Raw genomic sequence first — 12,112 nt, forward strand, 5'->3', positions numbered from 1 at the left:
TGCCGTGATGGGTGGTGCCGTAGTGCGGTGGGGCAACGGGCAACGGGCAACGGGGGGCCGCGGGGTTGCGCGGACGCCGGGGGACGGTGGCGGGAGCCGACCGGGGTCAGGGACCGGCCGGCTCCCGCGGTCTGGTGAGGACCGGGCGGCAGCCCTCGTGGGAGGTCAGCGGCGGGGCAGCGCGCGCTCCCTGCCGAGGCCGCCGAGCCACACGGCGGACGGCTTCGCGGTGCGCTCGAACGTCGTCGGGTCGACGGCGATCAGGCCGAACGTCGGCGCGAAGGAGCCCCATTCGTAGTTGTCCAGCGCGCTCCACGCCAGGTAGCCCTGGACGTTGAGGCCGTCCTCGATGGCGGCGGCGACCTCGCCGAGGGCGCCGGTGTAGTAGTCGACGCGGCGGCGGTCGTCGGCGGTGGCGATGCCGTTCTCGGTGACGATCAGCGGGACGTCGTCGCCGATGAGGTCGGCGGTGTGGCGCAGGGCGTGGCCGACGGCGGTCGGGTAGTACTCCCACTGGGTGAGGGTGCGCTCCACGTCGGCGGGGGCCGGGACCGGGCCGTTCGGGGCGATCTTGGTGCGGGTGTAGGACTGCACGCCGATCCAGTCGTCACCGCGGGCGGCCTCGATGAAGACGTCCTCGCGCGGGTACCGGTACGCGGCGGTGGTCTGCTCGGCGCCGGGGAGGGCCTGGTAGACCTGGTTGGCGATGGTCCAGCCGACCTGGATGTCGGGGTGGTTGGCGCGGACCGTCTTGACGGCCGCGTGGTGCGCGGCGATCACCGCGTGGGTGGTCTCCTCGTCCGGGGTGGGCAGTCCGGCGGGCGGGAAGCCCTGGTTGCCCGCCTTCGCGGCACCGGCCATCACGGCGATCATGTTCGGCTCGTTGATGGTGCACACGTGCCGGACGCCGTCGGCGATGATCGGCGCGCACCGGTCGACGTAGCGGGCGAACAGGTCGACGGCGCCGTCGGCGGTCCAGCCGCCGAGGTCCTCGAACCACTGCGGGACGGTGAAGTGGTGCAGGGTGACCATGGGGCGCAGGCCGCGGGCGAGGGCGCCGTCGACCATCCGCCGGTAGTGGGCGATCTCGGCGCGCGAGAAGTGGCCGGGGGCGGGCTCGATGCGGGACCACTCGATGCCGAACCGGTAGTCGGTGAAGCCGAGTTCGGCGAGCAGGTCCATGTCCTGCTCCCAGCGGTGGTAGCTGTCGCAGGCGTCGAGGCTGGGCTCCTCGATACCGGCCGCCGGGTCGTGCTCCTTGCGCCACCAGTCGCTGTTGACGTTGTTGCCCTCGATCTGGTGACCGGCGGTGGAGGCGCCCCACAGGAAGCCGTCGGGGAAGCGGGTGGTCTGCGTCATCGTTCTTCGCGTCTTTCTGGTGGGGGTGCGGGGGGACACGTGGAGTGCGGAAACGTGGGCGGGGGGGCATGCCGGACGGCGCGGTCACGCCGAGGGGGCGTGGACGCCGTCCGGAGCCGCTACTTGAGGCCCGCGGTGGCGATGCCCTGGGTGAAGTGCCGTTGCAGGACGGCGAAGACGGCCAGGACCGGCAGCACGACGAGCAGGGAGCCGGCCATCAGCATGCCGTTGCCGCCGCCGACCGTGCGGTTGGGATCGTTGGCGAAGGTCGCGAGCGCCACCGGCAGGGTGTACTTGCCGGGGTCGTTGGTGGCGATCAGGGGCCAGATGAAGTTGTTCCACGAGCCGAGGAAGGTGAAGATCGTCAGCGTCGCGAGGGCCGGCTTGACCAGCGGCATCACGATCCGCCAGAAGATGTACCACTCCCCCGCGCCGTCGAGGCGGGCCGCTTCGAGGAGTTCGTCGGGCACCGACAGCATGAACTGCCGCATCAGGAACACCCCGAACGCGCCGGCCGCGAACGGCAGGACCAGGCCCGCGTAGGTGTCGATCAGACCGAGGCCGTTCATCAGCACGTACAGCGGCAGGATCATCAGGTTGCCCGGGACCATCAGGGCGGCGAGCACGAGTCCGAAGACCTTGGAGCGCCCGCTGAAGTCGAGCTTGGCCAGCGCGTAGCCGAGCATCGAGCAGAACAGCAGGTTGCTGACGGTCACCAGGACGGCCACGATCAGCGAGTTGAGGAAGTACTGCGGCATGTCGAGCTGGTCGAGCAGCGCGGTGAAGTTCTCCAGCGTCCACCGGGAGGGGATCCACACCGGCGTGGTCGAGGTGAGGTCCTCCTTGGTCTTGAAGGCGGACAGCGCCATCCACAGGAACGGCGCGGACATCACCAGGAGCCCGAGCGAGGCGACGATGTAGAGCAGCGGTCTGCGCGTCCGTCCGGAGCGCCGGGGGCGGTGGGCCGTGGCGGCCGTCTCGGCGGTCATCGGGTGTTGTCCTTCAGCAGGCGGAGCTGGAGCACCGTGATGCCCATGATCACGACGAACAGGACGTACGCCATCGCGCTGGCGTAGCCCATGTGGAAGAAGTTGAAGCCTTCCCGGTACATGTCGAGGGAGACGGTGAGGGTGGCGTCGGAGGGGCCGCCCTGGGTCATCACGAACGGTTCCTCGAAGACGTTGAGGTAACCGATGGTGGTGATGACGGTGGCGTACAGCAGCGTCGGCCGCAGCAACGGGACGGTGACGCGGCGCAGTTCCTGCCAGCCGCTCGCCCCGTCGAGGCGGGCGGCCTCGCGGACCTCGGCGGGGATCGCCTGGAGCCCGGCGATGCACAGCACCATGACGGTGCCGAGGTTGCGCCAGACGGCCATGGCGATCAGGGACGGCATCGCCCAGGTCTCCGAGCCGAGGAAGTCCGGTGCGGTCAGGCCCACTTCGGAGGCGAGCGAGGCGATCAGACCGTCGGACGGGTCGAGCACGAACCGCCAGACGACGGCCACCGCGACGATCGTCGTGACGACCGGAGCGTAGAAACCGATCCGGAAGACGGTACGGGCCCGGTCGATGCCGTTGTTGAGCAGGACCGCCGCGAGGAGTCCGAGGACGATGGTCGCGGGGACGCCGACGACCACGAAGTAGGCGGTGTTGAAGAGGGAGGTGAGGAACTTGTCGTCCTGGAACAGCCGGGTGTAGTTGTCCAGGCCGACGAAGTCCGCCTCCAGCGGGCGGGTGACGTCACGGGCCCCGAAGTCGGTGAAGCTCATCAGGAGCGTGGCGACGATCGGGAAGAGCATGAAGACGCCGAACAGCACCAGGAACGGCGTGGAGAACAGCCATCCGGTCAGGTTGTGCCGGCTGAGCGAGCGGCGGGGGCGCCGGGCCGACCCGGAACTCCCGCCGCCGCGCGGGCTCTTGTCGACGGCCGCGGCGGACGCGGCCGGTCCTGTCGTGAGGGACATGAGGGGCTGCTCCTACTGGACGAGGCCGTCGATCTCGGACTGGGCCTTGTCCAGGGCGGCCTTCGCGGTGGACTTGCCCTGGGTGACCGACTCGATGGCGGTGTCCACCTTGGAGGTGATCTCGGTCAGCTTGGGCTGGGCGGGCGTCGACTTCGCGGTGTCCATCTGGGTGCGCCAGATCTTCATGGCGGGGTCGGTGGCGAGCGTGCCGGACTTCCAGGCGCCCGTGTTGGCGGGCAGGTCGTTGGTGCGCTCGAACCAGTCGGACTGGCCCTTGGCGTCGGTGAGGGAGGCGACGAACTCCTTGGCGGCGGCCTTGTGGTCGCTGTCCGCGGAGATCGCGAGGCTCGAGCCGCCCGCCATGGAGACGGACGCCTGGTCGGCGGGGACCGGGGCGACGGCCCACTTGCCCTTGAGGCCCGGGTAGTTGTCGTCGAGGAGGCTGGTGAGCCAGGGACCGCCGAAGAACATCGGCACGGCGCCGGTGTTGAAGTCCTTGGTGACGTCGTAGCCGGGCCGCACGGACTTCTCGCTCAGGTTCTTCTTGAAGTAACTGCCGTAGTTCTCCAGCGCCTTGACGGCGGCGGCAGAGTTCACGGCGGCCTTGCCGTCCTGGTCGAGGATGGCGCCGCCGGCCGAGTACAGGAACGGGTAGAAGCTCTGCACGGTGTCCAGGCCGCCGGGCTGGATGGACAGCCCCCACTTGGTGCCGGCCTTGGTCCGGTACGCCTCGGCGTCGCGCTGCAACTCGGCCATGGTCGCCGGGGCCTTGTCGATGCCGGCCTTCTTCGCGAGGTCGGTGCGGTAGAACAGCACGCGCGTGTCGACGTACCAGGGCACGCCGTAGGCCTTGCCGTCGTACGTGCCCTGCTGCCAGGCGGCCGGGAAGAAGTCGCCCTCGGCGAAGGTCTTGGTGTCGACCGGCTCCAGCACGCCCATGTCGGCGAACTCGCCGAGGTAGCTCCCGCCCATCTGGACCACGTCGGGCAGCTTCCCGGCGGCAGCGGCGGCGACCAGCTTCTGGTGCGCGACGTCCCAGCCGATCGGGGTGACCTTGACCGTGATGTTGGCGTGGGACTTCTGGTACGCCTTGGCGACGTCCCCGAGCTTCTCCCCCTCGGTCCCCATGGCCCAGACGGTCAGGGTCTGCTTGGCATCGGCTGCCACGCCCGCACCACCCGAGCCGCCACAGGCGGTGAGGGTGAGCGCAGACGCCAGGGTGAGGGCGAGCGACCCGATTGCGGCGGCGCGGTTCATGGCGTGCTCCTCCTTGAGCTTCCGGATGTATGCGCTGTCTGTAAGCGCATACATCACTCTCTTGCAGCACTTCGGGACCTGGCAAGGGGGGTCTTGGTCACACTCCCGTAACGAGCGGGACATCCGACACACGACCTCGACACCACCGAGGCCGCGTTCCGACGACACCGACGACACCTACGGCGTCCGCCGATAACCGGTGTGACAGCACCGTAAAACGGATGAATGCATAACTAAAGGAACTGTGATCGAGGTCGCGGGGGATGGGGCGTGAGAGGTCGCGGGGGGGATGGGGCGTGAGGGGGACGGCGCCGTGGGCTTGGCTTGGCGGGGGTATTGGGGCCGGGGGGCGCGGGGGGATCGGTGCGGGCGCCCGCGGGGGGGTGCCGGGGGGTGCCGGGGGGCGGTGCCGGGGGGCCGGGGGGTGCCAGGGGGTCGGTGAGCGGATCGGTGCCGGGGAGCCGGTGAGGGGGTCGGTGCCGCGCGGGTCTGGGGTGATCGGTGTCGTGGGCATGGACAGCCGGGGGATCGGTGCCGTGGGCATGGACGGCCGGGGGGATCGGTGCCGTGGACATGGCTGGCCGAGGGGGATCGGTGCCGTGGACATGGACGGCCGGGGGGATCGACACCGCAGCCCGCGCTCACCACCAGGGCTGACTACAGTCACGGCATGTCGCCGCTCCCCCACGCCTTCGCCTTCGACCCGACCCACGGTCGCGCCCTGGACGACCTGCTGGCCTTGGGCGCCCCGCCCGTCCCGGCCGACTTCGACGTCTTCTGGCGGGCGTTGCGGGCGGCGGCGCGACGGGTGCCCCCGCGTCCGCGTCTGGTCCGCGCGGTCGAGGAACGGGACGGGCACCGGATCCACGAGGTGACGTACGACTCCCTCGGCGGCCGGTGCCACGCCCTGCTGGCGCTGCCGGTCGACGACAGGGCACAGCACGGGTTCGTGATCGGCCACGGCTACGGCGGGCGCGCCGACGTCGGGGCCGAACTGCCGCTCCCGCTGCCCGGCTCGGCGGCGATCCTCCCGATCGCGCCCGGCCTCCCGACGCTCGGCGTCCGGCCCGGCGTGCCGTCCGACCCGGCGGAGCACGTCCTGCACGGCATCGCCGCGCGCGAGACGTACGTCCTCGGCGACTGCGTGGCGGGGCTGTGGGGCGCCGCGTCGGCGCTGCTCGAACTGGTGCCCTCGCTGGAGGGGCGCCTCGGCTACCTCGGCGAGAGCTTCGGCGGCGGGATCGGCGCCCTCGCCCTGCCCTGGGACGACCGTTTCGGCGCGGCCCGGCTGACCGTCCCGACGTTCGGCAACCATCCCCTGCGGCTGACCCTGCCGTGCACCGGCAGCGGAGAGGCGGTGCGCGACCACGTCCGCGCGCATCCGGAGGCGGTGGAGGTGCTCGCCTACTTCGACGCGGCGACGGCCGCCACCCGGATACGCGTCCCGGTCCTGGCGGCCTGCGCCCTCTTCGACCCGGCGGTACCGCCGCCCGGCCAGTTCGCGGTGTACGGGGCGCTCGGCGGACCACGGCGCCTTGAGGTCCTGGAGGCGGGTCACTTCGCGTGGGAGGGGGAGGCGTCGGAGCGACGGTCACTGGACCGGGCGACGCGGGACTTCTTCCGGAGGGAACTGCTCTGAGAGGAGCGCCCCGGCCTCCGCATCCGCCGCCTGTGAGTGGGACCGGGTTCCGAGAGTCGATTCGACTACATGTCGAGTGAGGCCAGTGCCCGGCGGGTGACGTCGGCCGGGGCCGCGGCGATGACGTCATCGAGCGCGTTCATGGAAGCCTGAAGGTCGCTGATGACCTGAGCGATGCGGTCACGCTCCTGGTGGAGGTCGGCGAGCAGGTCCGAACAGGTGGGGACGAGGCGGTCGCCGGTGTCCCGAAGGCACGGCAGGACCGTGCTGATCGTCGAGGTGCCCAGTCCTGCGGCCAGCAGGCTGCGGATACGGCGGACGATGGCGACGTCCTCTTCGACGTACTCCCGGTAACCGCCGGCGCCACGCTGCGGATGGAGCAGCCCCTGCTCCTCGTAGTAGCGCAACAGGTAGACGGCCACGTCGGTCCGCCGGGACAACTCACCGATACGCACAGGGCCTCCTGATGGCCACTGGGACAGTGACCGCCCGGCTTGACTCTCATACCGATGTGAGACTTTAGCGTCTGCCGCATGACGGTGAACAACGGTTTCGCGACGCTCGCCGCACTGTGCGCGAGCGTCTTTGTCGTGGGTACCTCGGAGTACCTGATCGCCGGGTTGCTGCCCCAGGTCGGCGAAGATCTGAACGTCTCCGTGGGTACCGCCGGACAAGCGGTGACCGCGTACGCGCTCGGAGTCGTGGTCGGCGGGCCGCTCATGGCACTGCTGACCTCACGTCTGCCGCGCAAGGGGCTCACCATCGGGCTGATGCTGCTGTTCGCGGCGGGCAGCGCGATCAGCGCCACGGCGCCGTCGTTCGGCCTGCTCATGGTGGGCCGCGTGGTGTCCTCACTGAGTCACGCCGCGTTCCTGGCGCTTGCGCTGGTGACGGCGACCAGGGTGGTCCCGGCCGAGAAGACGGGCTCAGCCATCGCCACCGTGGCCTCCGGCTTCACCGTGGCCACCCTTCTCGGAGTGCCCCTGGGGGCCCTGCTCGGGCAAGGAGCCGGATGGAGGGCGCCGTTCACCGTACTGACCGTTCTGTCCCTGGTGGGCACCGTGCTCCTGGCCGCCGTACTGCCCCGGCAGGAGGCGCCGTCCACCCGGCTGCGCGACGAGTTCCGCGTGGTGGCCCGCCGGCCGGTCATGCTCGCCATCGCCACCACCGCGGTGGGCTTCGCCGGGGTCGCCACGGTGTTCACCTACATCGCCCCGCTGCTGACCCGCGTCTCCGGCTTCTCCGCCACGGCGGTCTCCGGTCTGCTGCTCGCCTACGGTGCAGGGGGTTTCCTCGGCAACCTCGCCGCCGGAAAGCTGACTGACAGGGCGATGAACGCCACCGTCCGCGGGATCTTCGGCGGGTTGACGGGAACGCTCCTGCTCGTCCCGTTCGCGGTGGTGCGGCAGCCCACCGCCGTGGCGGCGGTCCTGCTGCTCGGCCTGCTCGCCACCGCGACCATCGCCCCGCTGCAAGGGCTGATCCTGCACCACGCGGGCGCCGCGCCGAACCTGGCGGTCTCGGTCAACGTGGGCGCCTTCAACCTTGGCGCCGCAGCCGGCTCGGTCATCGGCGGCGCACTCGTCGCCGCGGGCGCTCTGCGCTGGACAGGCCTGGCGGGCGCGGTACTGAGCCTGATCGGACTGACCCTGACCGGTCTCGTGCTGCCCCGGAAGCGCACACCGGCGAAGGACGCCGGACACGGAGCCTCCTTCACCACCTGACTCCCTGTCCACTCATCTCGCGGAGGAGGTCGGCGTGCACACGATCCAACTGGCGTGCCGCATCAGCTGTCTGAACCGGCTGCGGACCCTGTCCCGGAAGGATCGGTAAAGTCGTCGGCGTGCGTGAGGTGCGGGTGGTGTTGATCGGCGGGACGTCGAACGTCGGGAAGTCGACCGTCGCCCAGGTCGTGGCGGAGAGACTCGGGTTCGCGTACCTGACCACCGACCGGCTGGCCCGGCACCCCGGGCGGCCCTGGAGAACCCCGGAGTGGGAGGTGCCGGCCCATGTCGCCGAGCACTACGGATCACTCACGGTCGACGAACTGATCACGTCCGTTCTCGCCCACTACGACCGACTGTGGCCCCGCATCGAAGATCTGATCACGACGCACGCGGCCGAGAACGGCGGCCGGACGGGCCTGGTCCTGGAGGGTTCCGCGCTCTGGCCCCGCCGCGTCGCGAGCCTGCGGGTGCCGCGAACGGCCGCCGTGTGGCTCACCGCGGACGACACCGTCCTACGCGCCCGCATTCACGCGGCGGGCCACTATGAAGCGGCCACGGGCGACGAACAGCACCTGATGGACAAGTTCCTGGCCCGCACCGAGCGCTACCAGACCCTCATGACCGAAGCCCTCGGCAGCCTGGGCCTGGATCGCATCGACGCGGGTGACGGACGGTCCGCCGCAGACCTGGCCGACACGGTGCTCGCGGCAGCCGCCTTGCAGAACATGGTGGGACGGTCAACCGCCGTTCAGTGACAGCTCGTTGCGGCGAACAGGTGGCGCTCCGGCCCTTCGTGCCGCTGCGGAGTGACGGGCGGCTGGGGAGGGCGGACGGTCGCAGGACCGCCGGCGACCGGTCCCGTCAGAGGACCCGCCCCGTCAGAGGTCCGTGAAGCCGGTGGTCGTCTCCTCGTCGGCGCAGCCGCAGCTGGCCCGGCGGGCGACGCCGACCGGAAGCATCAGGGAGACCGGCTCGGCCTCCCGCTCCCCGGTCAGCCGCCTCACCAGCAGCTCGACGGCCTTCTCCCCCAGCCGCACCATCGGCTGCCGCACGGTGGTCAGGGCCGGGCGGACCAGACGGCTGAGCGGGATGCCGTCGAAGCCGGTGACGACGATGTCGTCCGGCACCCGCAGGCCACGCCGTTCCAGGGCCTGGAGCGCGCCGACGGCCATCTGGTCGTTGGCGAAGACGAACGCCTCGGGCCGCTCACCGGCTCCCCCGCACAGCAGGTCGGCGGCGTGCGCGCCCTCGGCCTGGGTCATCATCGGCATCCGCAGCGCCGGTTCGTCACCGGTCTCCACGCCCGCCTCCCGGCAGGCGCGCCGGAAGCCCCGGAAGCGGGCCTCGACGTCCGGGGAGTCGTCGGCGAGACCGACGTAGGCGAGACGGCGCAGTCCGTGGTCGTCGAGGAGGTGGCGGGTCAGCTGGTACTGGCCGTCCTCGTTGGCGACCTCGACATGGTCCAGGTGGTCGAGGGAGGGGTCCTGGGCGCGGGGTCCGGCCAGCATGACGACGGGGCGGCGCCTGGAGATCACCTCCAGCTCCTCGGTCGGCACGGTGCGGGCGAGGACGGCGAACCCGTCGACGCGCCCGGCCACCTTGGCGACGAGGTTCTCCGGACCGCCTTCGAGCGAGGCGGCGATCAGCAGCGCGTAGCCGTGCCTGCGGGCGGCACGCTCCATGCCCCGGATGATCTGGTCGGAGTAGAGCATCGCCGCGTCGTCGTCCTCGGCCCCGACGGTGTCCGGGTCGGAGTAGTCGGGGAAGCAGAGGCCGAGGACCCCTGTGGAACGGCTGGCGAGACCGCGGGCGTTACCGCTGGGCACATAGCCGAGTTCGCGGGCCGCGGCGAGGACCCGTTCCCGGGTGGCGGCCCTGACGGAGTCGGGACTGCGGTAGACGCGGGACACGGTGGCGATGGAAACGCCGGAGCGTTCGGCCACGTCGTACACCGTGGGTGCGGCGTTCACGATGCGGCGCCATTCATGGACCGGGTCCCCGTTCTGTGATGCGTGAGCGCGAATGAAAGCGCATTCATGCTAGGGCCGGGCAGGTGGGTGAGGCAACCGGGGCGGCAACAGGGGCGTGGGTGACGGTCTCCGCGGCGGCAACAGGGCGGGGGGTGGCGGTCTCCGGAGCGGGATTGGCCTTCGCCTGACGGCCACGAGGGCGGGCGTCGGGCGACGGCCACGGAGGTGCCCGTTGGGCCACGGCCACGGAGGTGCCCGTTGAGCGACGGCCACGGGTGTGCCCGCCCGTCGAGCGAGAGGCAAGGCCAGGGGTGCGGGGCGCCGGGGCCAGGGCCGCGGCTTCAGGCGCCAGGATTCCGACATTCGATGTCCGATGTCGGGCGTTCGGCGTCCGGCGTCCGGCGTCCGACACCCGACGTCCGCCCCGGGGCCCCCGCGCCCCGTCCGGTCAGGCGGTGGGTTCCGCCGCGCCCTTCCGGAAGTAGTGGCCCTCGTCCAGGTCCTCGATGAGGCCAGGGCCGGTCGGGTTCCAGTCGAGGAGTTCGCGGGTGAGGGCGCTGGAGACCGGGGCGTCGAGGCCGACGAACCCCGCCAACCAGGTGAAGTGCCCGGGTGCGTCCTCGGGGCTTACGGACGTCACCGGAACGTCGAGGTGGCGGCCGACCACCTCCGCGACCTCGCGGATCGCAACGCCCTCCTCCGCGACACCGTGCAGCACGCTCCCAGCGGGCGCCTTCTCGACGGCCAGCCTGAACAGCCGCGCCGCGTCGAGGCGGTGGACGGCGGGCCAGCGGTTGGCGCCGTCGCCGACATAGCCGGAGACGCCCTTCTCGCGGGCGGTGGCGACGAGGGCCGCCATGAAGCCGTTGTCACCGTCGCCGTGACAGGTGGGCGCGAGGCGCACCACGGAGGAGCGGACCCCGCGGGAGGCGAGGTCGAGCACCGCCATGGAGGTGGCGGCGCGGCCCGACAGCGCCGAGCCGTCGATCTCCGGCAGATCCCGCTCGGTGGCCAGTTGCCCCGACTTGAGGCCGGCGACGCCGGAGGCGATGACGAAGGGCCGGTCGCTGCCGGCCAGCACGTCGCCGAAGACGTCGACGGCACGGCGGTCGGCGTCGGACGCGCCCTGGAAGTCGCCGGAGAAGGCGATGTCGTGCTTGAAGGCGAGGTGGACCACCGCGTCGGACCCGGCGGCCGCGGTCCGCAGCACGTCAAGGTCGTCGACGGTGCCGCGGACCACCTCCGCGCCGGCCCCGGTGAGCGCGGCGGCGGAGGCGTCGGAGCGGGCGAGACCCACCACCTGGTGTCCCCCGTCGATGAGTTCCGGCACGAGAGCGGAGCCGATCCAGCCGGACGCGCCGGTCACGAAGATACGCATGAGAATCCCCAACGATCGATGTCAGTGACTGTCATCAAACGTAGCACTGATGTCAGCGACTGTCGTCACGTAGGATCTGTGTCATGGGCAGATGGGAGCCGAACACGCGCCAGCGCCTGGCGAAGGCCGCGTTGGAGCTCTACAGCGAGCGCGGGTACGAGCAGACGACGGTGGCGGAGATCGCCAGGCGGGCGGGGCTGACGGAACGGACCTTCTTCCGGCACTACGCCGACAAGCGCGAGGTGCTGTTCGACGGCTCGGGTGAGCTGCGGGATCTGTTCGTGGCGGGGGTCTCGCAGGCCCCCGGATCGGCCGCCCCGATCGACGCGATGGCGGCCGGACTCGACGCGGCCGCCGGGCCGTTCACCGACCGCAGGACCTTCGCGCGGCAGCGGCAGGCCGTCATAGGGGCCAACGCGGAGCTGCGGGAGCGCGAGCTGATCAAACTGGCGTCCCTGTCGGCGGCGGTCGCCGAGACGCTGCGCGGCCGGGGGGTGCCGGAACCGGCGGCGAGCCTGACCGCGGAGGCGGGCATGGCCGTCTTCAGGATCGGCTTCGAACGCTGGATCGCGGACGGCGAGGAACGGACCCTCGCCGAGCTGATGCGCGACTCACTGCACGAGCTGAGAACGGTGATCGGCGCCGACCGATCCGCCCGGGAGGGCGCCGGATCGCCGTCGTCGCCAGGATGACCGTCCGGCCGCCGCACAGGGCATGACCTCGATGCGGCGGACGGCCTCGAACAGGTGCCTGGTGCCAGGTGCACAGGTACAGGGGTGCGTTGGTACGGAGGTCCCCACGTGACCGTTCGTACAGGGA

General features: G+C 71.2%; 11 protein-coding genes. 4 read left to right on the plus strand and 7 right to left on the minus strand.

Annotated features, from left to right (window positions below):
* Positions 1-165 precede the first annotated feature (165 nt).
* The 4 genes from DDJ31_RS05265 to DDJ31_RS05280 all read right to left on the minus strand — a co-directional run bounded on the left by DDJ31_RS05265 (position 166) and on the right by DDJ31_RS05280 (position 4,579).
* Entirely contained in the window at positions 166-1,359 is a 1,194-nt protein-coding gene (locus DDJ31_RS05265; RefSeq protein WP_127181455.1) for a glycoside hydrolase family 1 protein, read from the minus strand.
* 119 nt (positions 1,360-1,478) lie between these two features.
* Positions 1,479-2,348, minus strand: coding sequence for a carbohydrate ABC transporter permease (locus DDJ31_RS05270; protein ID WP_127181454.1), 870 nt, complete (start codon positions 2,346-2,348; stop codon positions 1,479-1,481).
* On the minus strand, positions 2,345-3,322 hold the full coding sequence (locus tag DDJ31_RS05275) for a carbohydrate ABC transporter permease (RefSeq protein WP_127181453.1): 978 nt from the start codon (positions 3,320-3,322) through the stop codon (positions 2,345-2,347). The genes DDJ31_RS05270 and DDJ31_RS05275 overlap by 4 nt, the downstream gene beginning before the upstream one ends.
* 12 nt (positions 3,323-3,334) lie before the next feature.
* Positions 3,335-4,579, minus strand: coding sequence for a sugar ABC transporter substrate-binding protein (locus tag DDJ31_RS05280; RefSeq protein ID WP_127181452.1), 1,245 nt, complete (start codon positions 4,577-4,579; stop codon positions 3,335-3,337).
* Between the two features lie 670 nt (positions 4,580-5,249).
* Between DDJ31_RS05280 and DDJ31_RS05285 the strand changes: the two genes are divergently transcribed.
* Positions 5,250-6,218 carry an acetylxylan esterase gene (locus DDJ31_RS05285; protein WP_127181451.1) on the plus strand — a complete coding sequence of 323 codons (969 nt, stop codon included), beginning with the start codon at positions 5,250-5,252 and terminating at the stop codon, positions 6,216-6,218.
* Between the two features lie 65 nt (positions 6,219-6,283).
* Here the strand turns inward: DDJ31_RS05285 and DDJ31_RS05290 are convergent, their stop codons facing one another.
* Positions 6,284-6,673: a MerR family transcriptional regulator gene (locus DDJ31_RS05290; protein ID WP_127181450.1), complete on the minus strand. Its 390-nt coding sequence runs from the start codon at positions 6,671-6,673 to the stop codon at positions 6,284-6,286.
* A gap of 78 nt (positions 6,674-6,751) precedes the next feature.
* Here DDJ31_RS05290 and DDJ31_RS05295 point away from each other — a divergent pair, with 78 nt between their 5' ends.
* Together DDJ31_RS05295 and DDJ31_RS05300 are read left to right on the plus strand one after the other, a co-directional pair.
* The gene (locus DDJ31_RS05295; protein ID WP_127181449.1) at positions 6,752-7,942 is read left to right on the plus strand and encodes an MFS transporter; all 1,191 of its coding nucleotides are present in this window, start codon (positions 6,752-6,754) and stop codon (positions 7,940-7,942) included.
* 119 nt (positions 7,943-8,061) lie between these two features.
* Complete coding sequence (locus DDJ31_RS05300; protein ID WP_240678269.1) at positions 8,062-8,700, plus strand: AAA family ATPase; 639 nt, start codon at positions 8,062-8,064, stop codon at positions 8,698-8,700.
* A 123-nt stretch (positions 8,701-8,823) separates the two neighbouring features.
* On the opposite strand, the gene DDJ31_RS05305 is transcribed toward DDJ31_RS05300, so the two are convergent.
* Together DDJ31_RS05305 and DDJ31_RS05310 are read right to left on the minus strand one after the other, a co-directional pair.
* On the minus strand, positions 8,824-9,915 hold the full coding sequence (locus DDJ31_RS05305) for a LacI family DNA-binding transcriptional regulator (RefSeq protein WP_127181448.1): 1,092 nt from the start codon (positions 9,913-9,915) through the stop codon (positions 8,824-8,826).
* Between the two features lie 448 nt (positions 9,916-10,363).
* Entirely contained in the window at positions 10,364-11,293 is a 930-nt protein-coding gene (locus DDJ31_RS05310; RefSeq protein WP_127181447.1) for an SDR family oxidoreductase, read from the minus strand.
* A gap of 83 nt (positions 11,294-11,376) precedes the next feature.
* On the opposite strand from DDJ31_RS05310, the gene DDJ31_RS05315 reads away from it, so the two are divergent.
* On the plus strand, positions 11,377-11,985 hold the full coding sequence (locus DDJ31_RS05315) for a TetR/AcrR family transcriptional regulator (RefSeq protein WP_127181446.1): 609 nt from the start codon (positions 11,377-11,379) through the stop codon (positions 11,983-11,985).
* The last annotated feature ends 127 nt before the right edge of the window (positions 11,986-12,112 follow it).

The sequence above is a fragment of the Streptomyces griseoviridis genome, assembly GCF_005222485.1.
Lineage (GTDB): Bacteria > Actinomycetota > Actinomycetes > Streptomycetales > Streptomycetaceae > Streptomyces > Streptomyces hintoniae.

Excerpts from the sequence above, each read along its gene's own strand:
- DDJ31_RS05265 (WP_127181455.1), bottom strand. The coding sequence starts at position 1,359 with ATGACGCAGACCACCCGCTTCCCCGACGGCTTCCTGTGGGGCGCCTCC.
- DDJ31_RS05310 (WP_127181447.1), bottom strand. The coding sequence starts at position 11,293 with ATGCGTATCTTCGTGACCGGCGCGTCCGGCTGGATCGGCTCCGCTCTC.
- DDJ31_RS05285 (WP_127181451.1), top strand. The coding sequence starts at position 5,250 with ATGTCGCCGCTCCCCCACGCCTTCGCCTTCGACCCGACCCACGGTCGC.
- DDJ31_RS05270 (WP_127181454.1), bottom strand. The coding sequence starts at position 2,348 with ATGACCGCCGAGACGGCCGCCACGGCCCACCGCCCCCGGCGCTCCGGA.
- DDJ31_RS05315 (WP_127181446.1), top strand. The coding sequence starts at position 11,377 with ATGGGCAGATGGGAGCCGAACACGCGCCAGCGCCTGGCGAAGGCCGCG.
- DDJ31_RS05275 (WP_127181453.1), bottom strand. The coding sequence starts at position 3,322 with ATGTCCCTCACGACAGGACCGGCCGCGTCCGCCGCGGCCGTCGACAAG.
- DDJ31_RS05280 (WP_127181452.1), bottom strand. The coding sequence starts at position 4,579 with ATGAACCGCGCCGCCGCAATCGGGTCGCTCGCCCTCACCCTGGCGTCT.
- DDJ31_RS05295 (WP_127181449.1), top strand. The coding sequence starts at position 6,752 with ATGACGGTGAACAACGGTTTCGCGACGCTCGCCGCACTGTGCGCGAGC.